Consider the following 24535-nt stretch of genomic DNA (forward strand, 5'->3'; position numbering starts at 1 on the left):
GCTGAGAGTCCCATCGATCCGGGCAGATCGACGGGACAGGAGGATCAAGCCGAAGCGGGCTCTCTCCAATCGTCAGAACCACTGGTCGTGGCTTTGACGTGGGCCCAAGTGATTTTGCGATAGCTGAAATACACGTCCTGCAAGTGTGTGAAGTGCGAGCTATTCGGGTCTTGGCAGTTAGGCATGTAGTCCTCAATCTTGACAATGACTGCATCGGTCAGGGTGGTGGTGTAGTAATGTTCCTGTTTGCCTTGAGCGGAAGTGCGATACCACTTGATTTCCACTTCGCTCATCGTTGCACCAGAGCAAAGTGCTTCTAGAAGTAACGGCGATGTCCGGTCGAAAATCTTGGTGATGCAGACAGGTTTGTGAACACGTTGACCTGTAGGTTGACCAGACTGAGGGTCACACGGAATACCAATCTCGTGCTTGAACGCCTGGACTATTGCTTCGTCCTCATGGCCTGTCTGATAGATGTTTCCTACTGAATCCGGCGTGAAAGCTTTTGCAGTTAGTACTTTTTGATTTGCGTCAGTAATAGTTATGTAAGCAGGTGTTGGCATGTGCGCAGTTCCTGATAGTGATTACCGCTTCGCAAGCGAGAGTGCCTGGAGGGCGAGCGGTTGCTATAACAATATGTGTGCCAACTTTTTATCCGCCCATACCAGGCGGTGGTTTAATCCGTTTGGCCAAAACTATCAGTGCGTCTGGTGTCTGTTTTTCTTAGGAAAGTGAGCGAGTTCTTGCGCAGCTACACAGTTTTACTGCGCACCTTGTCCCAGGCCGATCAGAACGGTGGCGCGTATTGGATTTTGTATAAAATGCTAAAAAGGTGCGCAAAAAATTGCGTGCGATGGGCAGGAAATAATTTGCTGGTTCAGGATGTGATATCTGAATCTACCGGTCAAGAAAAGCAAGAGTATTTCAAGGTGTTTAGTTGGGGGGGTGCGAATAAGTCTTTTGTGTCGTAGGAAATCTCCTAAAAAATATTATTCGTCACTTACATGCTTGTTTGTTGGGCGGAGCAGGGGTAAATTTCATCCCGCTTTCAATCCGATAAAACGATTGACTATTATTTATTAAATAGGGGTGGGCAATGGCTTATAACGAAAAACTGTCCATCCGCTATCTGGAGATCGCTCGACACCCTGTAGCAATGCAGGATTATCCGGGCCAGGACATACGCTTCTCTACGCTCTTTGAATCATTGGAGCAAGCGCTGGGCGGCGCACAGTCAATCCTCGGCTCTTTAAATGTTGACTGGCCCAAAATCAGAGAAGACAGTGAATATATTCTTTTCAGCCAGTCCAAGGATTTGCGCGTTGCCAGTTGGCTCGCGTGGGCGTTGTACGAGTGTGAGTCTTTTGTCGGTCTAGTGGCAGGCTTGGGTTTAATCCATTATCTCTGTGAATGTCACTGGCACATGTTGTATCCAAGAAAGTTGCGAACCCGCTCTGCCGCCGTTGCGTGGCTCGTACTCAGACTCGAAAAAGTGCTGGTGGAAGATGTCTCGATCAACAATCAACTGATTGTGTTTCAGCAGTTGGCCAATCACCTCGATAAGCTGGATGAGTTATTTGAACGTTATCTGGATGACGACGCGCCGTTGCTGCTGCCTTTGCGCAGACGGCTAGCACGCATGATCGAGCGTGCTAGCCAGGTTGAGAAAGAGCCTGTGACGGTAGTGGAACAAGTCAGGCAGGTCGCTGCACAGCTATTTTCCAGCAGTTCTCCTATCAATAATGAGAAGGATGCTCAGCGTGCGTCAAGCTCGCTGGACGAATCCGCGCACAGTCTCTGCAGGTGGTGGCTGAAACAAAAGACCAGCGATACGCGTGCGTTTCGTCTTGGTCGAGTGCTGGTGTGGCTCGCCGTGGACAATGCTCCGGATTGCAACGCGGAAAAAGTAACGCCTCTAAGAGGATTGCCCACAGAGAAACTCTCGCTTTACCTGGAGCGCTTCGAGCAGGGCCTTTACGCAGATCTGATCGTTGATGTTGAGGCCACTTTAGTGTCTTCGCCTTTTTGGTTCGATGGGCAGCGTTTGATCTGGAACTGTCTAAAGGCTTTGGGGGCAACAGCGGCAATGTACGAGGTGGAAGCGCATCTCGCTATGCTGCTGAAACGAATTCCGGAATTGGTTGAGCTGCGCTTTCACGACGGCACACCCTTCGCGAACGCCAAAACACTGGAGTGGATCACAGCTCATGTTTTACCTCCTGTTATAACCGAAACGCACCTACGTGAAGCGGACGGAAAACCTGAGCGTTCAGAATGGGATTCTGTTTATCGCGAACTATTGCCAGGCTTACGGGACGGTGGCTTGAAGTCTGCTGTCCATGTGCTAAGCCAGCGTTTGTACAGTGCACAAGGCGGACGAGATCGATTGTTCTGGAGGCTGTGCCTCGCACGGCTATGTTATCAGGCAAAAGAGTATGTGCTTGCGAAGATCCAGCTTGAGTTTCTGGATCAGCAACTCCAGTCCTCTGGCTTGCAGGCGTGGGAGCCATTGGTTTATCTGGACGTATTACGCTTGTTGTATGACTGCCATGAACGGCTTCCTCAAGATGAAAAATCAGCAAGTCGTAAAGAGGATGTTTATCAAAGACTGTGCCACTGCGATCTTGAAGGGTTGATTGCATAGCATTCTATGTTTGAAGCAGATTGGAGAAAATACAATGGCCAAAGAAGGCTCGGTAGCACCCAAAGAACGGATCAATGTCACATTCAAACCTGCTATTGGAGGGGCGCAGGAAGAAATAGAACTGCCGCTTAAACTACTGGTTTTAGGTGACTTTACGCAAAAAATAGACGAGCGAAAACTGGAAAATCGCAAGGCTATAAGCATCGACAAAAATAATTTTGACGACGTCATGTCCAAGCAAGAACTGACACTTGAGATGAGTGTGCCTAATTGCCTGCAGCCCGAGAGCGGGATTGAAGATCTGACTGTTAGCGTCAAAGTAGGCTCAATGAGAGATTTCAATCCCGCCAGCCTGGTGGAGCAAATTCCTGAACTGAAAAAGCTGATGGAGCTGCGTAATGCGCTGATGGCGCTCAAGGGGCCATTGGGTAATACGCCCGCTTTCCGCAAGGCTATTGAGCGCGTCATAGCCGACACGGACTCGCGCAACACTGTGCTGGACGAGTTGGGTTTGAATGCGGCGGCGCAATAGTGCGTTTGACTTGATTGCAGGGAATTAGAGTATGACCACGAAAGCTTTATCGCAGAGCAATGTTGACGAGTTTCAGTACGGGATTCTTGACCAGATTATTGCAGAAACCAGACTGAGCCCCAGTGATGAGGCCTACGGCATTGCCAAGCGCGGTGTAGCTGCATTTATTGAAGAACTGCTGAAACCACACAACAGCAGCGAACCGGTAAAAAAAGCGCTGGTTGACCGGATGATCACCGAAATTGACGACAAGCTGAGTCGCCAGATGGATGAGATCATCCATCATGCTGACTTTCGCGCGCTGGAGGCGTCTTGGCGCGGGTTGCAGTTGCTCATCGATCGAACTGATTTCCGCGAAAACATCAAGATCGAGTTATTAAGTATTTCCAAGCAAGACCTGCTGGAAGATTTTGAGGATTCACCTGAAGTTGTTCAGTCGGGCCTTTACAAACATGTCTACACCGCTGAGTACGGCCAGTTTGGCGGCAACCCTGTAGGGGCAATCATCGCCGATTATTTTTTCTCCCCAAGCGCTCCCGACGTAAAAACGATGCAATACGTATCAAGCGTTGCCTGTATGGCGCACGCACCCTTCATCGCGGCTGCTGGCCCCAATTTCTTTGGGCTTGAGCAGTTCACCGGATTGCCTGATATCAAGGATCTGAGAGATCACTTCGAAGGTCCCCAGTTCGCAAAGTGGCAAAGCTTCCGCCAGCAGGAAGACGCCCGTTATCTTGCGCTGACGTTGCCGCGCTTTCTCCTCCGCAGTCCCTATGGACCTGAAGAAAATCCGGTAAAGACGTTTGCCTACAAGGAAAACGTGTCCAAAGATCACGAAGATTACCTGTGGGGGAACACGGCCTATGCGTTCGCGACAAAGCTGACAGACAGTTTCGCCAGATTTCGGTGGTGCCCCAACATCATTGGTCCGTTGAATGGAGGTGCTGTCGAAGACCTGCCGTTGCATCATTTCCACAGCATGGGTGAAATCGAAACCAAAATCCCGACTGAGGTACTGATCTCCGACCGCCGCGAGTACGAACTGGCTGATGAAGGGTTCATTGCATTGACTATGCGCAAAGGCAGCGATAATGCCGCTTTCTTTTCCGCCAGTTCTGTCCAAAAGCCCAAGGTTTTTGGCAACAGCCCAGAAGGCAAGATAGCTGAGCTTAATTACAAGCTGGGAACGCAACTGCCTTACATGATGGTTGTTAACCGGCTTGCGCATTACATCAAGGTTTTACAACGCGAACAGATTGGCTCCTGGAAGGAGCGCACGGATCTGGAACTTCAGCTTAACAAGTGGATTCGCCAGTACGTTGCAGACCAGGAGAACCCAAGTGCTGAAGTGCGTGGAAGGCGTCCATTGCGCACAGCGCAGATCATTGTCAGTGATGTTGAGGGCGATCCAGGCTGGTACCGCGTCAGTTTGAATGTTCGTCCTCATTTCAAATACATGGGTGCTGATTTTACGCTGTCTTTGGTTGGCAAGATGGATAAGGACTAGCAGAGAGGCAGCATCATGAACGCCAACGGTAGCCTTTTCGAACGCCTTGCGGGTCACAAAGCCCACTCAGGCCTCGATAACGAAGGGCGATTGATGACCTCGATAGCTGTTCATTTGTCGAATATGCTCGGCACTCGGGCGGGCAGTGTGAAAATGCTGCCTGATTATGGTTTGCCTGACCTTAACGACATGAACTTGAGTTTGCACGATACGTTGAAACAATCACGTGCAGCCATCGAAAAGGTTATCCGTACTTACGAGCCTCGTTTAGTCGACGTTTATGTAAGCTCCGGAGAGAGCAGGGGCTGTCCGCTCCAGCGACAATTCGCTATTGACGCTTCTGTGGAGATTGCCGGAATCAGAAAAGCTGTCCGTTTTTTTGCGACGGTGAGTGGTAGTGGGCACGTAAGCATTCAGTAAGTTGATCTGACCCGATATGGAAATAAATATTTTCTGTTTTTGAGCGTTGGTTTATTGCTGTTTATAATTCGGTCGGGTAGGTGTGCATTTGTCATTTAATCACTATTATCAAGATGAGCTGATGGCTCTTCGCCAATCAGGGCGGCGGTTTTCTGATCGTAATCCAGCGTTGGCTCCGTTTTTGGGGCAGGGTGGCCAGGATCCGGACGTTGAGCGGCTACTTGAAGGTTTTGCTTTTCTGACGGGCCGTTTGCGTCAAAAGCTGGATGATGATTTACCTGAGTTGACCCATTCGCTCATGCAGTTGCTATGGCCCAATTACATGCGACCTTTGCCTGCCATGAGCATGCTGCAGTTCGAACCATTGGCCGCTTCCAGCCCTGGCCTGACCGTAGAGCGTGATACCCCGGTAGAAAGTGATCCTGTAAATGGTTTGACGTGTCAGTTTCGCACCTGTTTTCCAACCGAGGTATTACCGCTGCGGCTGGCTCGCGTTTCCTACTCGGCAAGCGGAGACGCTGCAACACTTATGTTACGTCTTGAGATGACGGGTGAGGGGCATCTGGGTGAGCTGAAATCAGACCGGCTACGCCTGCATTTTGCAGGTGATCGTTATGTAAGCCAGATGCTTTATCTCGGTTTCATGCGGAAATTGAAAAGTATCAAGCTGTTGCTGCTTGACGGCCACAGTAAGCCGTTGGTGATGGCTGACGGGCAACTGGCTGAGTTCAGTATCTCGGCGGATAACGTAAAACCAGTCGGATTTGCCGAGGAAGAGGCGTTGATTCCCTATCCGCTGAATACCTTTAGAGGCTATCGCTATTTGCAAGAGTATTTTTGCTTTCCGGAAAAATTTCTATTTGTTGACGTGCATGGCCTTGATGTCATCCAGTCAATAAGCAAAGAACTGTTGGCAACGTCTCGTAGTTTTCAATGGGTATTCGATATGCGCTGCGAGGATATGCAGGGACTTCGACCTACCCTCGAACATATCAAGCTGTATTGCACACCGGTAGTGAATCTGTTCACACAGGATGCATTGCCTATTCAGGCTGACGCGCGTCAGGATGAGTATTTGTTAATGCCTGGCCATTATGGTCCAGATGGCTGCGGCGTGTATTCAGTTGATAAAGTGACTGGGTGGCAGCCCGGCGGCAAGGGGTATAAGAACTATGTGCCCTTCGAATCGTTTGAACATGATCCGGCTGTTGATGTGGAAAGCAACTCTCCGTATTACAGCGTTCGCCATCGCGATTCCATACTGCAAGAAGGACTTGATACATTTCTAAGCTTTGACCTTCGTGGCGACCGAAAAAATGAAACCATCTCAATAGAATTGACGTGTACCAACCATAACCTGCCGCAAAAAATCAGGGCTGGAGGGATATGCAAGTCGTGCGACGGTACTCCAGATTTCTTGCGGTTCAGAAATATTACTCCCGTCACCAAAAGCTACGCGCCACCTATGACCCGAGATTTTCTCTGGCGGGTCATTAGCAATATGTCGCTGAATTACCTTTCTCTGGCAAGTGTGGAAGCCTTGAAAGTCATTCTTGAGACTTACGATTTGCCACGCTATTACGACAAGCGGGCCGAGAAAGTCAGTCAGCATCTGTTAGGCGGACTCAAAGCCATCCGTCACGAGCACGTTGATCGTTTGCACGATGGGCGACCGTTACGGGGTGTCAAAACCGAACTGCTTATTGCACCTGCCGAATGTGCAGATGAGGCCAGCCTGTTTCTGTTTGCTTCAGTCCTCAATGAATTCTTTGCGCTTTATGCCAGCTTGAATTCTTTCCATGAACTGCACGTGAAAACCGATCAGGGAGGTGGCTACGAATGGACGCCACGCATGGGGCAGCAACCGCTGCTTTGACCGCGCTAAGCCAGGATATACGTGAGTATTCGGTCTATCAGGCGATACCTCTGATCCTTGGGGTCTTGCGCGAAATTTATCCGGCTGCTGATGATGAACAACTTCATGATTTCCTTGAATTGCGCGCAAATCCGGGACTTGCATTTCCAGGCAGCGATATCGAGTGCATGGGTTTTTTCGAAGACCACGGGAGCCTGTATGTCCGGCTGCACCTCAATATGATGAGTCTGGTCGGAGCAGGTTCGCCGCTACCGGCTTTCTATGTCGAGCAAGCGGTGGGGGACCGAGACAAGTCCAATGCCACTCGCGATTTTCTGGACGTTTTTAATCATCGCCTGCAGAAGCTGATGTTGCCTGTCTGGCGAAAGTATCGCTACCACGCGGTGTTCAGCAGTGGCGCAACGGACCCATTTTCAGAGCAACTGTTCGCGCTGATCGGTTTGCATGGTGAGCGTATACGCGAAACGACCGAATTGAACTGGAGGCGTCTGTTGCCCTATCTGGGGCTGTTGAGCCTGCGTGCACATTCCGCAGCACTGATCGAGTCAGTGCTTCGTTATTACTTCAAGCATGCCCCGCTATTCATCGAGCAATGCGTAGAGCGTGCAGTTGAAGTCAGCGTGCCTCAGCTTAATCGTCTCGGAAAAGCCAATAACCAGCTAGGGCGTAATGTGGTGCTGGGCAACCGAGTGCCCGATCGGGGTGGCAAATTTCGTATCCACATAAAGCAGCTCCACTGGGATCGCTTCCATGAATTTTTACCTATCGGTCCGAGTTACTTGCCATTAGGTGCTCTTGTGCGGTTCACGTTGCGCGACCCTCTGGATTACGACGTCTGTCTTGAACTTTTGAATGAAGACGTCAGGGATTTACGTATTGGTCAGGCAAACACCTGTCGCCTGGGGTGGACCAGTTGGCTGGGGCGTGAGCATTCGCGTGGTTTGGTAACGCTCAGCAGGCCGAGTCATTAAGGATCACACATGATTAATCCAGATCTGCAACAACTCGTAAAATCTCTCGATATGCCTACCCGCAGAGAGCTTGAAGGCACCGCAGAACGCTGCGTTTCCAGAGGCAGCAGTAAGATTCTCGTAGAGGATTTGTTACGTGCACTACTTGAGCGCCCAGCGGGAATGCTTGCCCGTGCTCTGCTTGAGGTAAATATTCTGACTGCTGAATTTGCAGGCGTTCTGTTTCCGCCCGTCGAGCAATGCGCTGACTGTACCCCGGTATTTGCTACCGAACTTGTTCAATGGCTTCAAGATGCCTTATTGATTTCTACTCTGGATCTTGGGCAAAGCCATATTGATCAGGCTGCACTGATCCTGGCGTTGCTGCGTAATCCATTGCGTTACGCGGACCGCCCCTATCAGCCATTGCTGGCGAAGATCAATATTGAACGCTTCCGCGACTACGCCCTTGCTGAACAAATGACCGACGTAACGAAACACACTGTCGAACAAGGTGAATTACTAATTGAGCGCTTCACTCATAACCTGACACAGCAGGCTAGAGATGGGTTGCTCGATCCAGTGTTGTGTCGTGATGACTGCATGCGCCAAATGGTCGACATACTGGCTCGGCGGCGCAAGAACAACCCGATCGTGATAGGTGAGGCGGGTGTAGGAAAAACCGCGATTGTCGAGGGGCTGGCGCTTAGAATCGTTCATGGAGAAGTCCCCGAACTTTTGAAAAACGTTGAGCTATTGTCTCTGGATATGGGGTTGCTCCAGGCCGGTGCCAGTGTAAAAGGTGAGTTCGAGCGTCGCCTGAAAGGCATTATCGACGAGATCAAGGCGTCGCCTACGGCCATCATTCTGTTCATCGATGAGGCCCACACTCTGATTGGGGCTGGAGCTCAGGCTGGCGGTGCGGACGCGGCCAATCTCTTGAAGCCGGCGCTGGCGCGTGGGGAGTTGCGCACCATTGCAGCGACTACCTGGGCGGAGTACCGACAATACTTTGAAAAAGATCCGGCACTTGCACGTCGATTCCAGCCGGTTCGTGTGCTGGAGCCCACGCTGGAGCAGGCCATCACCATCCTGCGCGGGCTAGCCCGGATATATGAGCGCAGCCATGGTGTCTATTTACGTGATGACGCCGTAGTTGCCGCCGCCCGGCTATCGGCGCGCTATCTATCCGGACGACAACTGCCCGATAAAGCTGTCGACCTGCTTGATACTGCTTGCGCGCGCGTGCGGATCAGCCTCGTTGCAGTGCCTGAACGTCTGGAGCGGCTGCGAGGTGAGCTGGCTGAGCAACAGAGACACTTTGATGCAGTGCAACGTGATGTCGATGCCGGAATGTCGGTCGATGACAATGTTTTACAAACCTTGTCGTCCAGCCTGTTGAGGATAAAGACGGACGCCGCCGCGCTGGAATGTACGTGGGCTCACCAACAGACCTTGGCTAACCAGTTGCTTGATCTACGTCAGCAATTGGCCAATCGAAAATTGCAACAGCACTCTTCGCCGGTCCAGCACAGTCACTCCACGAAAGCACTGAAGTCCGAATTAGCCAGAATTCAACAAACGCTGATCAGTGCTCAGGTAAACGACCGTCTTGTAAGTTATGAAGTCTGTCCGAGGCTGGTCGCGGAAGTGGTTAATGCCTGGACAGGTATTCCGCTGTCACAGCTTGTACAGGAGCACAGCTCCAGGATTGCCGGCTTCTCATCCGGATTGCGTGCGCGTATTCGGGGTCAGGAGCAGGCGATGCAGACCATCGAAAGATCGGTGAGGGCTTCGGCAGCGGGTTTGAATGCGCCGGGTGCCCCGACAGGAGTGTTCCTCCTGGTAGGTCCCAGCGGTGTAGGCAAGACAGAAACAGCTATCGCCTTGGCTGATCTGTTATATGGCGGCGAGCGCTTTCTGACGACGATCAACATGGCCGAGTTTCAGGAAAAACACACCGTCTCCCGTTTGATCGGTGCGCCTCCCGGTTATGTCGGCTATGGCGAGGGTGGCATGTTGACAGATGCTGTTCGACAAAAGCCCTATTCAGTGATTCTCCTTGATGAAGTGGAAAAGGCTGATCCGGATGTATTGAATCTGTTTTATCAAATATTCGACAAGGGTGTAGCCAACGACGGAGAGGGCAGGGAAATCAATTTTCGCAACACGCTTATCCTGATGACCTCTAATCTGGGCAGTGATTTGATTCATGCTAGCTGTATGGACGGACGCCGCCCGAATGCTGAAGAGCTTGAAGCAAAGATAAAGCCGGTACTCTCTGCACATTTCAAACCGGCATTGCTGGCCAGAATGCGTGTAGTGCCCTATTACCCGGTTGACGGTGCAGTGCTTCAGGAATTGCTTGAACTTAAGCTGAATCGTCTTGCAGAGAGGCTAGAGTCCCGTGGACTGACCTTCAGTTATTCGCAGCAGTTGACACGTCTTTTACTCGAACGCTGCACTCAACGCGATAGCGGCGCCAGGCTGATCGATCATCTGCTGGAGTCGAGCGTGACCCCGCTCATAACGGACCACTTGCTCAGTGCCATGAGCACTGACGCTACCGTTTCCGGCGTTCACGCAACGCTGGACAGCTCAGGCGGTATTGTCTGTGAGTTCGAATAAGATGATGTCGCCCTTGAGTTCGCTACAGAACCCACTGAGTCACGCGCAGACATTGATTTCGCATCACTCACTCCTCGCACGGTCAACTGATAGCCAGTCGCTGCTGAATGATTTCGCGAGATCCGCTGCGATGCTCAGCGGCTGCGAAGCGAGTCAGATTTTCCTGCTTGATAATGGCCGCAAAGGCCTCGGTCTTGCGGCAGAAATCATGGATGGCGTTATTCAGGACAACACAAAAAAAGTTTCTCCGGATGACTACCGTGATCAGCCTTTGCTACAGCTCAGTCTGCTTCAAAACGAAGTCTTCAGCATTCCGCAAATCGGCAGCAGCCTTTATAAAACCGGTTTTTTGCCTGCGCATGCACAAGAGTGGAAATCGCTGCTCTGCATGCCGTTGTTCAGTCCGGAGAAATCGCCTGTAGGGTTGCTGATCTGTGTGAGCGGACATGCCACAGATCTGGGGATTCATGCCGAATCGTTAGGTGCATTGGGCGCGTTCGTTATCTCGCAATTGTCTCTGATGGTGCTATCAGAAAAGCCGGCAGATACGTTGCGTCGCTCGCTCAAGCGCGTTTCACAGGCCGCGCATTATGGCCTTACCGGAAGCAGTGCGGCGCTGGGCCGTACAGCCCATCTACTGAGCAAGATTCTGGACAGCACCTGTACGGTATTGCTTACCGGCGAGACAGGGACTGGTAAGGAAGTCGTGTCTCGTGCCATTCATGAGCATGGGCCTCGTCGCGAGAATGCGTTCGTTGTGCAGAACTGCGCTGCATTTCCAGAGGCACTTCTGGAAAGCGAGCTGTTTGGTTACCGCAAAGGTGCGTTTACAGGTGCTGATCGTGATCGACGCGGGCTGTTTGATGCTGCCGATGGCGGTACGCTTCTGCTCGATGAAATTGGTGACATGCCCATGCTATTGCAAGCAAAGCTCCTGCGGGTATTACAGGAAGGAGAGATTCGTCCGCTGGGCTCTAACGACGTGCGCAAGGTCGATGTGCGAATCATTGCTGCAACCCATCGGGATCTTCCGACCCTGATTGCAGAAGGTCGTTTTCGTGAAGATCTTTACTACCGGCTTGCTCAGTTTCCCATTGAACTTCCCCCATTACGTCAGCGTGTAGAGGACATCGAGGTATTGGCCAGACATTTTTCTGACCAGGCTTGCCTCGGTGCAAAGCGGACTCCGGTGCGATGGTCAGAGGCCGCATTGAGCACTCTGTCGGGGTATGCCTTTCCTGGCAACGTCCGCGAGCTGAAAGGGTTTGTCGAACGGGCGGTGCTTCTGTGTGAAAGCGGAGAGTTGCAGTCGGAGCACTTTCCCATCGCCATCACTGTAATGAACGATCCCGCGTGCCTGACGCTACGTGAACGCATTGAGCAGTTCGAGCGCGGTGTGCTGCTCGAGTGTTTAGGTGACCACGACGGCAACCGTAGTCGTGCAGCGCGTACGTTGGGAGTTTCGCGGCGCACCTTGCTTTATCGTCTGGCCCATTTGAAAGTCCCTGCTGACTATGGGCGAAGTAATTAACTGCTGACCCACGCCGCCTTTTTAATTCTTTTGTTGGAGATTTCTCTCAATGAGCTTTCATTGTTGGCGCACCTTGCTTTTTGCGCTTATGGCGCTGTTTTGCCTGTCTGGATGTAGTGGCCATTTTAAATTTAGCGATGATCAATATCGGGCCTTGGGCAGTCCAGAGCCGGTCGGTCGCGATCTATAACTATTGTTAAAGGATTTGTGCATGGACCAGCCAATCAAAACAACTCATCCGGCAGGTCTTGAACAGGCGTGCCGGGTAGTGGGTGATCTCTTAATAGGAGACAACCGCGATCATCGGCAGCTTTCAGATTGCGCGGGCGTTGAAAGTGAATATTTTCTCTTACCACAACGTGTTGCGTCGCCAGCGCCTTCTGCATCCCCTCAGCCTGAATACGCGGCAGGTGTATTCTGGGAACAGTTTGGTGATGCACTGGGTGTAGAACTTACTTCAGTCGACCCGGCCACTCGCGAAGCGTGTGCCGTAAAGGTCGCTCGACTGTTCAAGCGTTGTATGGGCGGACTGCAGCAAAGTTTGAATATACGAGACGACATTGCAGATGAACTGCATTCGGGCCTCTCTGACATTACCCACCAAAGTGTCGGCGTATTCAAGGTCGCAACTGGCGAGGCACTGATCGACAGCCTACTGGACGATGCGCCAGGCCATCTCGTCACTGAGAGAGTCATCTCTCGGGTATTCCGTGAGCTTCAGGCCCACGAGGCCGCGATGCTGGCAGGTTGTCGGGCAATGGCCCGGGCGACGCTTGAGCATTTCTCGCCGCGGCAACTTGACTGGCAATTTGAGCGTGACCGCGGCAAACCCTGGCTACTTACTGATGGCCGCCGGTGGCGTGACTATGTGCGACACCACCAGTCTCTGGACAGTAGCGGCCAGTGGAGTGAGCACGTGCTTGTCCAGAACTTTGGACCTGCCTATGAGCAACAGTTCCTTTTGATTACTGCTTTCCACCAAGACTTTCAGGAATGACACCCATGGTTTTTTATTTAGCCCAGTTGAGTGGGTTACTGCTGTTTCTTGCAATGACCGGCTGCTCGACACTCTCGCCTTACTCTACGCAAACCCGCCTGGACATTAGTGTGCGTGCAGGCAATCAGCTTAATCCTGATGTGAATGGCAGGCCCTCGCCGATAGTTCTGACACTGCTTGAACTCAAACGGCCGGTAACGTTCGAGAGTATGGATTTCTTTTCTCTATATCAACGTACCGATCAGGTACTGGGCAAGGATCTGGTTGCCAGTGAGGAGTTTGAACTTCGTCCGGGTGACAGTATTGATCTGAAACTGAAGCTGGATGAAGCCAGTCGTTATATCGGCGTGCTGGCAGCTTATCGCAACCTACCGGAAACCCGATGGCGTCATGTGATCAAGGTAATACCTGGGCAGCAGCATCGTGCTGTTTTCGTGCTGGGTGAGTCCGGCCTCTACCCGGCAGACAGCCGGGATAATGCAGGAAATCCGCTATGAATTCACACAAGGTTATCTGGCAGGAAGGCATGCTGCTACGCCCGCAGCACTTTCAACATAACGACCGTTATTACGATCATCAATTAAGGATGCGTACGCAGCTGGCAGGGGCGTACAACTGGGGTTTTACAGCGCTGGAAATTGACCCGCAATTTCTCGGTTCTGGACAGATCGTGCTTGCTCAGGCGTCGGGCATCTTGCCGGATGGCAGTGTCTTCGACATACGTGATCGTGATATGCCGATGGCACTGGATATACCCGCGAATACTTCAAGCATGTCGGTATACGTGGCGCTGCCGATAGTGGCCGGCAACTGCATTGAGGCGCGCAGTCATGAGCAATCTGACGTGGTGGCGCGTTTCACCGCTTATGCAGCCAATATCTCGGATTCGAACGCGGGAGAACACGGTTCCACAGCAGTTTTTTGCGCGCGCCCGGAATTTCGCTTGCTGCTAGATGAGCCCAGGGGGGAGCACGCCTACGCGATGCTCAAGCTGTGCCATGTCCTGATGTGTAGCCCGGATAAGGCAATCACACTGGATGCGAGTTTTTCGCCCACGTTCATCAGCGCTGGTGGTGCTCGCTACCTGATGTCCTGCCTCAAGGAAGTTGTAAGCCTGCTTAGGCACCGAGGGGAGGTTATTGCCGAGCGTATCGGTTCTCATGGCCAGGCAAGCGGGGCGCAAGTGGGCGATTTCATGATGCTGCAACTGGTCAATCGCAACACGCTGGTACTTCAACACTACCTCGATAACGGGCATGTCCATCCCGAAGAGCTGTATCGGATGTTACTGGGGCTGCTGGGCGAGTTGTCGACTTTTGCCGATGACAGCCGGCGACCGCAGCTTGAGGGCAAATACCAGCACAGCGATCAGGGCGCAACGTTCCAGAGAGTCATGCTCGCCCTTCGACAGATGTTGTCCATGGTGCTGGAGCAGCATGCCCAGGAACTGGAGTTGCAGCCCAGACAATATGGCGTTCTGGTTTCGCCCCGTGTCGACCGTGAGTTGCTCGGAGCTGCTTCCTTTGTGCTTGCTGCTCGCGCGCATTGCGATGCCGAAGAGCTACGCCTCCGGCTGCCTTCGCACCTCAAAGTCGGTTCTGTGGAAAGTATCCGCGAGCTGGTCGGGTTGCATCTGCCGGGCATTCGGTTGAGGCCGTTACCTGTAGCGCCACGGCAAATTCCGTTTCATGCCGCCAGGACCTATTTCATTCTCGACATTGATGAGCATGAGCAGGCCGAGATCGATAAGTCCGGAGGTTTCGCCTTCCACGTGTCAGGCGAGTTTACCGGACTTGAACTGCAGTTCTGGGCGATCAGAAATTGAACAGAGTGACTGATATGCAAGGCAGCCGCCGAGACAACTCCATTACGTATGGATGGAATAATTCAAGCCCGGAAAGTGACAGGTTTACCGACGTCAATGATACGAATCTTTTCGAAGGCTTGCAGGAGCGACTGTTTAATACCGCACCGCAAGTATCTGGAAAAAGGCGCACGGTGCATGTCAATTCGCTTGTCGCTGCCGCGAGTGAGTTGCTTACTCAGGTATCAAGACTGGCTGCGTTGGACGACATCGGCGAGATCTCGCTTCTGAATGTACAGCTGTCTGACCAGGTGAAGCGGTTCGAGGCTGAAGCCCGGCAATACTCGATAGAGAATGATCACGTGTTGGCTGCTCGTTATGTCTTGTGCACGGTGGTGGATGAGGCTGTGTTGAACACGACCTGGGGCAGCAAGAGTGACTGGTCGAAAATCAGTCTGCTGAGTCGCTTCCACAAGGAAACATTTGGCGGTGAGAAATTCTTTCAACTCCTTGAAAAGCTTTCCGCCAATCCGTTCCGGCATCTGCCAATGCTAGAGCTGATGTACCTGTGCCTGGCTCTCGGGTTCGAGGGGAAATACCGTTCGAATCGTCATAGTGGCAATGAACTGGATGATATCCGCGACGCCCTTTACCGACAGATAAGGCACGTGAGGGGCGATGTGTCGCGAACACTGTCACCCCATTGGCAGAGCGCAGAGTCGTCGAGTGCCGATCAATTGCGCATTGTGCCGGTGTGGCTGGTTTTGCTGTTCACCATCGTCAGCCTGACCGCCCTGTATTCGGGATTTGCCTGGGTACTCGGTGAGCAACGTGAAGCTGTACTCAAACCCTATCAGTCGGCAGATCTGGCAGTGCTTGAGCTCCGGTCTTGAAATGAGAAATGCGATGAAAACCCTGTTCAAAAAACTCATCTCAGTGTTGTGCCGCACCTGGGTCTGGTCGCTGCTGTTGGTATTGGTTTCAACAACCCTGATCTGGCTGGTCGGCCCATTGCTGGCGGTCGATGACGAGCGCTTCTGGGAAAGTCCGATTGCGCGCCTGCTAACCATCAGTGTGCTGTTTCTGGCGTGGGGGCTCGGGCTCGTTTTTGCTAGCTGGCGCGGCGGCGTGCAAACCAAGCGGGCTGAGGACAGCCATACGGGGCAAGAGCGTCTGCGTAAGTCTTTGGCCGTCGAAAAAGAACGTCTTGAACTGTCCAGTCGCTTCAAGGATGCCTTGCGAGTACTCAAGAATTCCGCTTTGTATGGCGAACTGGGTGCGCGGAACCGGAATGAGTTGCCCTGGTATGTACTGATCGGCCCGAAGGGCAGTGGCAAGACCAGCCTGCTGGATTTTTCCGGGCTCGACTTTCCGCTCGACAGGCCCGGTCGCAAGCTGACTCGCGACACGCGGAGCACCGGCAGTTGCGAATGGTACTTTACCGAACAGGCGATCCTGCTGGATACCTCGGGTCGCTATCTCGACCAGCCTGAACCCGAGGTCGACCGCAGTGCATGGATGACGATGCTGGAATTGTTACGAAGTCGTCACCGGACACATCCGCTAAGCGGTGTATTGGTGACGTTGCCGATGGACATTCTGCTTGATGATCTGGACAAGCGTCTGGAGACAATCGCAGGCGATGTGCGAGATCGTCTGGACGAGGTTTTTCAGCGGTTGCATGTCGATGTCCCGGTTTATCTGGTGCTGACCAAGGCAGACTCGGTCGTTGGTTTCGATGAGTTTTTTGATCAGTTGTCCAGAGAGGAGGCGGAGCAGGTCCTTGGGGCCACCTTTCAGGGAGGGCAGCGAGGCGACGATGTCGATGTTCTCGGTCGGGAGTTCGAAACCTTGCTGGAGCGCCTTGGCAGTCAGGTTATTACCCGTATTCATCAGGAACGCGATAGCCAGCGTCGGGGAAAGATGCTCGAGTTTCCCACCCATCTTGGAAAGATCGGACGTCGACTGAGCATCTTTGTCGAGCTGGCGTTTTCCGGTAATCGCTATCAGCGGGCCAGCCATCTGCGTGGGTTTTACCTGACCCGTGCGCCGCACCTTGTTCAGGGTGATCAGCAGTCTGACGCCAACGAAGGCAGCAGGCTACCTGTACAGCATGGCGGGCGTGCGAGGTTTATTCATGATTTGTTGCGTCATGTGATCTTCCCTGAGGCCGACCTGGCCAGGCTCGACAAAGAAACGCGGCGTGCGATCCAGTGGCGTCAGCGAGGAGTGTATTGCGCAGCGCTGCTGGTTCTGACTGTTTTCGGAGTGCTGTGGGCGACCGGGTTCAGCGCCAACCATGACCGGTTGGAAAAGCTTCGCATCATGGGTCAGCAACTGGCGCAGCAGCGTTCATTGCTGACGCCTCAGGATGACCTGTTGGCCGTGCTTGATACCTTGAATATCAGCTACGCGGCTGCTCAAGTATTTCCCGACAGCAGCGATGTGGCTCTGCACGAACGTAGCGGGCTTTATCAGGGGCAACCCGCCAACAATGTGCTTTTACGCGCCTACCATGCTGACCTGCAAACCCGGTTGCTGCCTCGAATGGTCCGCATGCTTGAAGCCCGCGTACTGGAAAACCTGCAAAATCGCGAGCAACTGCTGAGCAGCCTGCGCGCTTATCTGATGCTTGTTCAGCGCGAGCACCGGATACCTTCTGTGCTGGAGGAGTGGACCGCCGCGGACTGGTCAATTCTCTATGCCGGTCACGCCCAGGCGCAGCGTGAACTGAACCAGCATTTCGGACGCTTGCTCGCTTTGCCTTTTGCCTCTCCGGTCAACGATCCATTAGTGGAACAGGCACGGCAGGCGTTGCGTAACGAATCCTTTGCTGATGTGGTTTATCGGGTGTTGCGTGACAAGGCACGCGCACTTCCAGATTACACGCTGGGCCAAAACGCCGGCCCGCAGGGCAGTGTTCTGGCAGGCGCTGATTATCGAATTCCGGGTCTCTATACCCGGCAGGGCTATGAGCGGTATTTCGTTACTCACGGTACGGGTGTGGTGACTGACATCATGCGCGACAACTGGGTGCTGGGTGAGGGCACACAGTTCAGCGCAACTCAATTGCGTGCGCTGATGGTAGAGCTGGAAAAGCTGTATTTTCGTGATTATGCCGATCATTGGGGCGAGGCTATCGGACGGGTCACGTTGCAACCTTTCGAAAGCCCGGTGCAAGGCGCTGTACACATGTCCGGGCTTACGGCAGCACATTCGCCGTTGGTGCAGTTGCTGATCGAGGTGCGTGACAATACGCGCTTTCCGATGCTTGCAGGCAGCCTCGACACGCTGAAAGCAGAAGCCGATAAAACCGTTTCGACATCTGTCGCGCTTACCCCGGTTGCTGCCGTTGGCGAGCTGTTGCAGCAGTCGGTTGCCAGCAGTCTGCCGGAGACAGCAAAGAGAGCCTTGCAGCGTCGCTTCGACCAACTGCATCGGCTGCTGGATGATGACAATGGTCCTGCTGCCGATCTGGTTACAGCACTGAACGCCATCAATGAATTGCAGATGCAAATGGCTGCGCTGGGGCGATCGGGTCAGCCCGATCTGGCTGCCTACGAGATGGCCAAGGGGCGGATGTCCGGTCAGCAGGATGCGTTGAGCAAACTGCGCAACGCCGCCACGCTACTGCCGCAGCCGGTTGGCGGCTGGTTCAATGCCTTGGCGGAAGACACCTGGAGCTTTGTGTTGTATCAGTCGCATCAGTACCTCAACCAGCGCTACAAAGCCGAGCTCTACGGGTTTTACGAGCAATCGCTCGACAAACGTTATCCGTTCCACGCACACAGCAGCAGCGATGTGGCGCTCAACGATTTTCGCGAGTTCTTCAAAACACAGGGAATTGCCGAGCGTTTTTTTGAAAACTACCTGAAACCTTTTGTCAGTGGTGATCCCGGTCGCTATCGCCTGCGTACTATCGACGGTTACAGTTTACCGATGAGTCGGGCCTATCTGGATCAGATGGCCGGTGTGCAGAACATTCGCAAGAGCTTCTTTACCGATCATGCGCAGGAACCGCAGGTACAGTTCACGCTCGAACCGCACACCCTCGACCCCGGCGTGCGCCGCGCCGAATTTCGTCTGGGTGATCAGTCGCTGGAGTACCGCCACGGTCCCATCGTGCCAATGCCTTTCAGGTGGCCTGTCGACAGTGAGGATGGGCGTGCGAGTCTGGTCATGGAGGGCATGGCGGGTCGACCGCTTGGCATCGAAAAGAATACCGGGCCGTGGTCGCTGTTCCGCCTCATTGACCTGATGCAGGTCGAGCCGCTGAGAGGGCGTGATGTGCTGCTGCTTAAAGCCGACGTCGGCGGAATGCGCGCCCACTATCTGTTGTCGAGCCAGCGCGCGCCCAATCCATTCGACATGAGTGCGTTGCGCGCCTTTCGTTTGCCTGCGCAGTTATGATGTCGGTGACAGGGATGCAACTCTGATTTATTAAAAGGAATGCACATGCTCAACCTGGACTGGCTCGGCAACCACCTGCATAACAGCGACACAATGGCGCGATGGCTTCATCGGCAATTCAGTTACGAATTTGCCTCGCAGGCGCTTGCGGACTGGCAGACGGAGTTCTCGCAAGGCCAGCAGGATGGCCGATGGAAGTGCCTGATCGCCATGGAGGAGGGTGAGTTGTTGGGCGGTGCGGCGTTGGCCAGTAACGACTTGCCTGAACGTCCGGATCTGGGGCCGTGGCTGGCCTGCGTTCTGGTAAAGCCCGAAGCACGGGGCAGGGGAGTTGCGGCGCAGTTGATTGAGGGCATTTGCCGTCATGCCAAGGCCATTGGCATCACCACGTTGTATCTGCACACCCATGATCAGCAAACGTATTACGCCAGGCGCGGTTGGCAGGTGCTGGAGCGTTTTGAAGCCTGGGGCAAGGAGCACTGGGTGATGTCGCGGGAGCTTTAGGGTTGGACGCTCTGCGTCGCAAAATGACGCGCAGCGTCCTCACAGCATGCAACGCATTGGCACGACAGTTACAAGACAATCAGCTGACCTGCAACCCACCCAGATACTTCGCCAATGCCTCCGCGCCCAGCTCCACGGTTGAGCTGGTGCCCGCCCAGCTACAGGCAAGCATAAGGTTGCGTGGCAAGTCGAAGTCTTCGACCATGAAACCGTCCTTGTCGAAGCCGTTTTCGTCATGCGGCACCAGTTCACGCAGTGAAGCTACCGGTTCGAAGTAGGCCCATACTGGCTTGTTAAGCGCCACCGCCATACCGACTTCAAATACCGTTCCCGAATCCGGCTCCAGGCCGCGAAACAGGTTCAGATTGACCAGCATCGCAGAGCAGCGGTGGATCATCGCGACGTTCATCGAGTAGATCTGCTGCGCAGCTTCGTGCGGCGTCTGCCCTGGCGTGACGTCATTGTCGAATGGGTACAGGCCTTCCAGCCCGTGCGCTGTACACAAGGCCTTGAGATAACGGCCATGCTCGACTGCGTCCGCCCGGAATACGTCAAAACCTGCGAGATAAACCAGTGGTGCTTGCATATCCTGCTCTCTGCTACCAATGAAATCCCGCCAATACTACGGCTGACTGCCTGTCCGGGAAACACGCCATTGATCGGCGAATAACGGATCGACAGGTTTTTACGCTGGAATCTGTACGGATAACCAGTATCCTTCGGCTGTGTACTTCGTCTTTATGTGAACGCTGGTCTTGAATACTTCTCCTCTCGACAATCCGTTTTACTACCTGGAGAACTTTCTCCAGGTGCTCGGCTGGATTGCACACCGCTACGATGACCTGCTCGACGCGTCCGAGCGTCGTTTCATCGTTGAGTTCGCTGATTTGCCAACCCCCACCCAAGGGCTGTTGGTGCGCATGGTCATGCGTAAAGGTGCGCTGTTTCGGGCCAGCAAACTGAGCTATGCGGAGATTGGCGATCCTCATCAGGCGGTTGTGCCGCTGTTGCAACGGCAATGGGTAGACAGCAGCCCGGCGCTTGAGCTGAGCGAACTGTTTCAGTTGCTGCGCAAGGATGAGTTGAGCCAGTGCTTCAAAGCGCATGCCGTGAAAGGGCCGGAACGCAAACACGACTGGCTCGAACGCCTGCAACCGCTTTATACAACGCCGCAGCCCCTCGAACACTGGCACCCATCGCTGTCCGACGCCGTGTTCGGTTTGAAGATCATGCCGCTGTGTGATCGGCTGCGGCTGTTGTATTTCGGCAATCTGTATCAGGAGTGGTCGGAGTTTGTCCTGGCCGATCTGGGCATCTACCGCTATGAAAAGGTCGAGTTCTCGGCTGAGTCCCGCGCTATCAACGAGCGCGCCGACATTGACGTGTGCCTGCAATTGCACGACTGCCGTGAGGCGCTGGAAACCTGCATCGAGCTGCATGAGCTTGCCGAGAGGGTCATTGCAATCCAGTGCGGCAACCCCTGGCTACAGATGCGCCGCGCCAAGTTGCTGTTTCGCATCGGGCAGCAGGCCGAGCGTTTGCAGGACTGGCCGCTGGCAATGTTGGTGTATCGCCAATCCAGCTATCCCGGAGCGCGTTCGCGGCAGATCAGGGTGCTGGAACTCAGCGCTGAGTACACCGAAGCGCTGCTGCTCGCGGAGCAGGCACGAAGTGCTCCGGAAAGTGATGCGGAGGTTCAGCATTTGTCGCGCGTCATGCCACGCCTGCAACGCAAGCTTGGCCTGGCTGCCGAGCGCAAGCGCGCTGCACGGGTCGTAGCACGGCTGGACCTGCAGGTGACGCCGCTACCGGGGGTGAGTGTAGAACGCCTGATACGGCTGCATCTTGAGGAAGAGCAGGGCGGTGAAGTGCATTACGTCGAAAATGCGCTGATCAATTCACTGTTTGGTCTGCTGTGCTGGCGGGCGATCTTCGCACCGTTGCCGGGTGCGTTCTTTCATCCGTTTCACAGTGCGCCGAGTGATTTGTACAGCCCCGACTTCTATCAACGCAGGGCTGCGCTGTTCGATGCCTGCATGGAGCAGTTGGAGTCGGATGCTTATCGGACGACCATTCTCGAACATTTCGAAAGCAAGTACGGCCTGCAATCACCGTTCGTGTTCTGGGGCACGCTGACTCCGCAGTTACTGGCACAGGCGCTGCATTGCCTGCCTGCCAGACACTTGCAGCACTGGTTTCGTCGCTTGCTGCAAGATATCAAAGCCAACCGGACCGGAATGCCGGATCTGATCCAGTTTTTTCCAGAGCAGCGTCGTTATCGGATGATCGAGGTCAAGGGGCCGGGTGATCGTCTGCAAGACAACCAACTGCGCTGGCTTGATTTCTGTGCCGAGCATGGCATGCCGGTAGAGGTGTGCTACGTGCAGTGGGCCACGCAAAGTGCAGAGGTACCCTCCGATCAAGGGGCCTTGTCGTCGTCCTGATCGTCATCATCGTCCATATCGGTCGATTGCTTCGAGCCGGATGAGCGATCACTGTTGCTGTCTTTCTTGCCAGGTAACGGATCCATGCCTTTGGTGCCGGGGCTGGTGCCTGCTGCGCCTGGACTCGTGCCATCGACATTCTTTTCCATGCCGGTGCCCGGTACTTTCACTGCACCGCTGTCCGGATTGGTCGGGCCTGTCGAGCCTGCCACGGCTGCTGCGCTGGCGCAGGCCAAAAAGGCTGCGAGACTCAACGCTGCGATTTTTTTGTCGATCATGATGCATACCTTTTATGAGTATTGTCGGTACAGTCATTGAGCGTTTGTGAGAAAGAAACACACCGTGTAGCGGTGAAGGGCACGGCCAGCGGACAGCGCATGAACACTGCCCGCAAGGCCTCACTCATCACTGAGTTTTGGTTTTCTCGGTAACGCTTTTCTTGTCGTGCGTACCGTGGTTGGTCGTTTTGTCGTGCTTCATTGACCGTTCAGCCGCCGCTTCTTTGCTTTCGGCCTGTGCCCCAGGGGTTTCGGAAGAGGTGCGGTCCATAGGCTGGGTGTTGTTGCCTGGCAGCTTGGTCGCGTTCTTGTTGATCGGGGTCTCCGGGGCAGTATTCGTCGAATCGGCAAAGGCTGCGCCGGAAGCGACAGCCATCAAGCCTGCCAGAGTAAGTGCGGTCAGTTTGGTCTTGATCATGGTGGTGACTCCGTCATTTTAAGTGGCCGCTTTTTAAAGCCGCCATGAATTAAGGTACTCACATTGGTCATTGGCCAGTGGCCATAGGTGCCGTCGATCCCGACGAACGGTATCCGTTCAGCATTCCAGCGGCAATGTGAGTGAAAGGAAACACGAATGTTTTCTGGTGCACACTCCGACCTGATTCGGGGTGTCAGCGGGTATTTTAAGTCGATTTGGTTATAACCTGACTGATCGGCCATTTATATAGATTCTTAAAAATCACACTTTCTTACATTTTTATAACAGTAGTGGCGTTAAGGAATCATACGGAATGTGGCCCATTGCTATTTCACCAGTTTGAGGCTCTTACCCCCGTATCCATTGGACCAAAACCCTTCTCTGTTTTTCAAAGGCGCAGGAAATCGGCCAAAAAATAGTTCCGTAGCCGGCATGATTCGTTTGATTGTCATTAAACAGCAACATTTCAGGTTTTAAATCCGCCTCGGGCCTCCTTATCTGGGCCACCACACAATCTCCTGGACTGAGGTATTACCGTGATACTGCTGACTAAAAAACGCTTGTCGCTTCTGATCGCTTCGCTGTGCCTCAGCGGTATGGCTCACGCGACTGACGTCACAGGCGCTGGTTCGAGTTTCGTTTTCCCGGTTATTTCGGCGTGGTCCCAGGACTACAGTAAAAGCAACGACTCCAAAAACCGCATCAACTACCAGTCCATCGGTTCGGGCGGCGGCATTGCTCAGATCAAGGCAGCGACTGTTGATTTCGGCGCATCCGACGCCCCGATGTCTGCTGAAGACCTGCAAGCAGGCGGCCTGGGCCAGTTCCCGAGCGTGATCGGCGGTATCGTGCCGATCGTCAACGTCGAAGGCGTTGAAAGCGGTGAACTGAAGCTGGACGGCGCACTGCTTGCCAAGATCTTCATGGGCGACATCAAAAAGTGGAACGACCCTGCAATCGTGGCCCTGAACCCGGGCGTCAAGCTGCCTGAGACTGCGATCACTGTTGTTCACCGTTCGGACGGTTCGGGCACTACCTACAACTTCACCAACTACCTGAGCAAAGTCAGCCCTGAGTGGAACGAGAAGCTGAAGTTCGGTTCGACCGTACAATGGCCTGCAGGTGTGGGCGGTAAAGGTAACGAAGGTGTTTCTGCCTACGTGAAGCAGATCAAGGGTTCGATCGGCTACGTCGAGTACTCTTACGCAGTTACCAACAAGCTTTCCTACACCCAGTTGAAGAACGCCGCCGGCAAATTCATCAAGCCAGACGCCAAGGCGTTTGCTGCCGCTGCCGACTCGGCCAAGTGGGAAGATGCCAAGGACTTCAACCTGATCATGACCAACGCTCCGGGTGACACCGCGTGGCCGATCACGGCGACTACCTGGATCATCATGTACAAGAAAGCCAAGAACGAAGAGAAAAGCGCAGCAGCTTTCGACTTCTTCAAATGGTCCCTGGAAAACGGCCAGAAACAAGCCGAAAAACTGGACTATGTTGCTTTGCCAAAATCGCTGGTTGATCGCGTAGAGACCTACTGGAAAACGGAATTCACCAAGTAAGTGATTCAACCCGTACACCCCTGTCATCAG

General features: G+C 53.7%; 20 protein-coding genes. 16 read left to right on the forward strand and 4 right to left on the reverse strand.

Features of this window, described 5'->3' with window-relative positions:
* Positions 1-44: 44 nt before the first annotated feature.
* On the reverse strand, positions 45-563 hold the full coding sequence (locus N018_RS10690; protein ID WP_025389535.1) for an Hcp family type VI secretion system effector: 519 nt from the start codon (positions 561-563) through the stop codon (positions 45-47).
* A 533-nt stretch (positions 564-1096) separates the two neighbouring features.
* On the opposite strand from N018_RS10690, the gene tssA reads away from it, so the two are divergent.
* The 14 genes from tssA (at position 1097) to N018_RS10760 (ending at position 19803) form a co-directional block, all read left to right on the forward strand.
* The gene (gene tssA / locus N018_RS10695; protein WP_025389536.1) at positions 1097-2644 is read left to right on the forward strand and encodes a type VI secretion system protein TssA; all 1548 of its coding nucleotides are present in this window, start codon (positions 1097-1099) and stop codon (positions 2642-2644) included.
* Positions 2645-2678: 34 nt separating this feature from the next.
* A complete protein-coding gene (tssB, locus tag N018_RS10700) occupies positions 2679-3176 on the forward strand; it encodes a type VI secretion system contractile sheath small subunit (RefSeq protein WP_024646492.1) in 498 nt (165 codons plus the stop codon).
* 31 nt (positions 3177-3207) lie between these two features.
* On the forward strand, positions 3208-4683 hold the full coding sequence (gene tssC / locus N018_RS10705) for a type VI secretion system contractile sheath large subunit (RefSeq protein WP_025389537.1): 1476 nt from the start codon (positions 3208-3210) through the stop codon (positions 4681-4683).
* A 15-nt stretch (positions 4684-4698) separates the two neighbouring features.
* The gene (gene tssE, locus N018_RS10710; RefSeq protein ID WP_025389538.1) at positions 4699-5103 is read left to right on the forward strand and encodes a type VI secretion system baseplate subunit TssE; all 405 of its coding nucleotides are present in this window, start codon (positions 4699-4701) and stop codon (positions 5101-5103) included.
* 88 nt (positions 5104-5191) lie between these two features.
* Entirely contained in the window at positions 5192-6979 is a 1788-nt protein-coding gene (gene tssF / locus N018_RS10715; RefSeq protein WP_024646495.1) for a type VI secretion system baseplate subunit TssF, read from the forward strand.
* On the forward strand, positions 6943-7950 hold the full coding sequence (tssG, locus tag N018_RS10720; RefSeq protein ID WP_025389539.1) for a type VI secretion system baseplate subunit TssG: 1008 nt from the start codon (positions 6943-6945) through the stop codon (positions 7948-7950). The genes tssF and tssG overlap by 37 nt, the downstream gene beginning before the upstream one ends.
* A 9-nt stretch (positions 7951-7959) precedes the next feature.
* Positions 7960-10557: a type VI secretion system ATPase TssH gene (gene tssH / locus N018_RS10725; RefSeq protein WP_025389540.1), complete on the forward strand. Its 2598-nt coding sequence runs from the start codon at positions 7960-7962 to the stop codon at positions 10555-10557.
* A 1-nt stretch (position 10558) separates the two neighbouring features.
* Positions 10559-12088 (forward strand): sigma-54 interaction domain-containing protein, encoded by a 1530-nt coding sequence (locus tag N018_RS10730; RefSeq protein WP_024646498.1) that lies wholly within the window; start codon positions 10559-10561, stop codon positions 12086-12088.
* A 211-nt stretch (positions 12089-12299) separates the two neighbouring features.
* Positions 12300-13085: a type VI secretion system-associated FHA domain protein TagH gene (gene tagH / locus N018_RS10735; protein ID WP_024646499.1), complete on the forward strand. Its 786-nt coding sequence runs from the start codon at positions 12300-12302 to the stop codon at positions 13083-13085.
* 5 nt (positions 13086-13090) lie between these two features.
* Positions 13091-13582 (forward strand): type VI secretion system lipoprotein TssJ, encoded by a 492-nt coding sequence (gene tssJ / locus N018_RS10740; RefSeq protein ID WP_024646500.1) that lies wholly within the window; start codon positions 13091-13093, stop codon positions 13580-13582.
* On the forward strand, positions 13579-14910 hold the full coding sequence (gene tssK, locus N018_RS10745; RefSeq protein ID WP_024646501.1) for a type VI secretion system baseplate subunit TssK: 1332 nt from the start codon (positions 13579-13581) through the stop codon (positions 14908-14910). The genes tssJ and tssK overlap by 4 nt, the downstream gene beginning before the upstream one ends.
* Positions 14911-14924: 14 nt before the next feature.
* Entirely contained in the window at positions 14925-15782 is an 858-nt protein-coding gene (gene icmH, locus N018_RS10750) for a type IVB secretion system protein IcmH/DotU (RefSeq protein ID WP_038401167.1), read from the forward strand.
* A gap of 13 nt (positions 15783-15795) precedes the next feature.
* On the forward strand, positions 15796-19299 hold the full coding sequence (gene tssM, locus N018_RS10755; protein WP_024646503.1) for a type VI secretion system membrane subunit TssM: 3504 nt from the start codon (positions 15796-15798) through the stop codon (positions 19297-19299).
* 45 nt (positions 19300-19344) lie between these two features.
* Positions 19345-19803, forward strand: a complete 459-nt coding sequence (locus tag N018_RS10760; protein WP_025389542.1) for a GNAT family N-acetyltransferase — start codon at positions 19345-19347, stop codon at positions 19801-19803.
* Positions 19804-19882: 79 nt separating this feature from the next.
* On the opposite strand, the gene N018_RS10765 is transcribed toward N018_RS10760, so the two are convergent.
* Positions 19883-20389 (reverse strand): nucleoside 2-deoxyribosyltransferase, encoded by a 507-nt coding sequence (locus tag N018_RS10765; RefSeq protein WP_025389543.1) that lies wholly within the window; start codon positions 20387-20389, stop codon positions 19883-19885.
* Between the two features lie 169 nt (positions 20390-20558).
* Between N018_RS10765 and N018_RS10770 the strand changes: the two genes are divergently transcribed.
* Positions 20559-22247 (forward strand): VRR-NUC domain-containing protein, encoded by a 1689-nt coding sequence (locus tag N018_RS10770; protein ID WP_025389544.1) that lies wholly within the window; start codon positions 20559-20561, stop codon positions 22245-22247.
* Here N018_RS10770 and N018_RS10775 read toward each other — a convergent pair.
* Both N018_RS10775 and N018_RS10780 read right to left on the reverse strand, forming a co-directional pair.
* A complete protein-coding gene (locus N018_RS10775) occupies positions 22223-22525 on the reverse strand; it encodes a hypothetical protein (RefSeq protein ID WP_025389545.1) in 303 nt (100 codons plus the stop codon). The two genes, N018_RS10770 and N018_RS10775, sit on opposite strands and share 25 nt — an antisense overlap.
* Before the next feature lie 127 nt (positions 22526-22652).
* Positions 22653-22943 carry a hypothetical protein gene (locus N018_RS10780; protein WP_025389546.1) on the reverse strand — a complete coding sequence of 97 codons (291 nt, stop codon included), beginning with the start codon at positions 22941-22943 and terminating at the stop codon, positions 22653-22655.
* 536 nt (positions 22944-23479) lie between these two features.
* Here N018_RS10780 and pstS point away from each other — a divergent pair.
* Positions 23480-24505, forward strand: a complete 1026-nt coding sequence (gene pstS, locus N018_RS10785) for a phosphate ABC transporter substrate-binding protein PstS (RefSeq protein ID WP_024646509.1) — start codon at positions 23480-23482, stop codon at positions 24503-24505.
* The last annotated feature ends 30 nt before the right edge of the window (positions 24506-24535 follow it).

It is taken from the genome of Pseudomonas syringae CC1557 (genome assembly GCF_000452705.1).
Taxonomy (GTDB): Bacteria; Pseudomonadota; Gammaproteobacteria; order Pseudomonadales; family Pseudomonadaceae; genus Aquipseudomonas; species Aquipseudomonas syringae_F.

Excerpts from the sequence above, each read along its gene's own strand:
- tssE (WP_025389538.1), top strand. The coding sequence starts at position 4,699 with ATGAACGCCAACGGTAGCCTTTTCGAACGCCTTGCGGGTCACAAAGCC.
- tssJ (WP_024646500.1), top strand. The coding sequence starts at position 13,091 with ATGGTTTTTTATTTAGCCCAGTTGAGTGGGTTACTGCTGTTTCTTGCA.
- N018_RS10760 (WP_025389542.1), top strand. The coding sequence starts at position 19,345 with ATGCTCAACCTGGACTGGCTCGGCAACCACCTGCATAACAGCGACACA.
- N018_RS10765 (WP_025389543.1), bottom strand. The coding sequence starts at position 20,389 with ATGCAAGCACCACTGGTTTATCTCGCAGGTTTTGACGTATTCCGGGCG.
- tssA (WP_025389536.1), top strand. The coding sequence starts at position 1,097 with ATGGCTTATAACGAAAAACTGTCCATCCGCTATCTGGAGATCGCTCGA.
- icmH (WP_038401167.1), top strand. The coding sequence starts at position 14,925 with ATGCAAGGCAGCCGCCGAGACAACTCCATTACGTATGGATGGAATAAT.
- tssC (WP_025389537.1), top strand. The coding sequence starts at position 3,208 with ATGACCACGAAAGCTTTATCGCAGAGCAATGTTGACGAGTTTCAGTAC.
- tagH (WP_024646499.1), top strand. The coding sequence starts at position 12,300 with ATGGACCAGCCAATCAAAACAACTCATCCGGCAGGTCTTGAACAGGCG.
- tssM (WP_024646503.1), top strand. The coding sequence starts at position 15,796 with ATGAAAACCCTGTTCAAAAAACTCATCTCAGTGTTGTGCCGCACCTGG.
- N018_RS10730 (WP_024646498.1), top strand. The coding sequence starts at position 10,559 with ATGATGTCGCCCTTGAGTTCGCTACAGAACCCACTGAGTCACGCGCAG.
- tssH (WP_025389540.1), top strand. The coding sequence starts at position 7,960 with ATGATTAATCCAGATCTGCAACAACTCGTAAAATCTCTCGATATGCCT.
- N018_RS10775 (WP_025389545.1), bottom strand. The coding sequence starts at position 22,525 with ATGATCGACAAAAAAATCGCAGCGTTGAGTCTCGCAGCCTTTTTGGCC.
- tssG (WP_025389539.1), top strand. The coding sequence starts at position 6,943 with ATGGACGCCACGCATGGGGCAGCAACCGCTGCTTTGACCGCGCTAAGC.
- tssB (WP_024646492.1), top strand. The coding sequence starts at position 2,679 with ATGGCCAAAGAAGGCTCGGTAGCACCCAAAGAACGGATCAATGTCACA.
- tssK (WP_024646501.1), top strand. The coding sequence starts at position 13,579 with ATGAATTCACACAAGGTTATCTGGCAGGAAGGCATGCTGCTACGCCCG.
- N018_RS10780 (WP_025389546.1), bottom strand. The coding sequence starts at position 22,943 with ATGATCAAGACCAAACTGACCGCACTTACTCTGGCAGGCTTGATGGCT.
- N018_RS10690 (WP_025389535.1), bottom strand. The coding sequence starts at position 563 with ATGCCAACACCTGCTTACATAACTATTACTGACGCAAATCAAAAAGTA.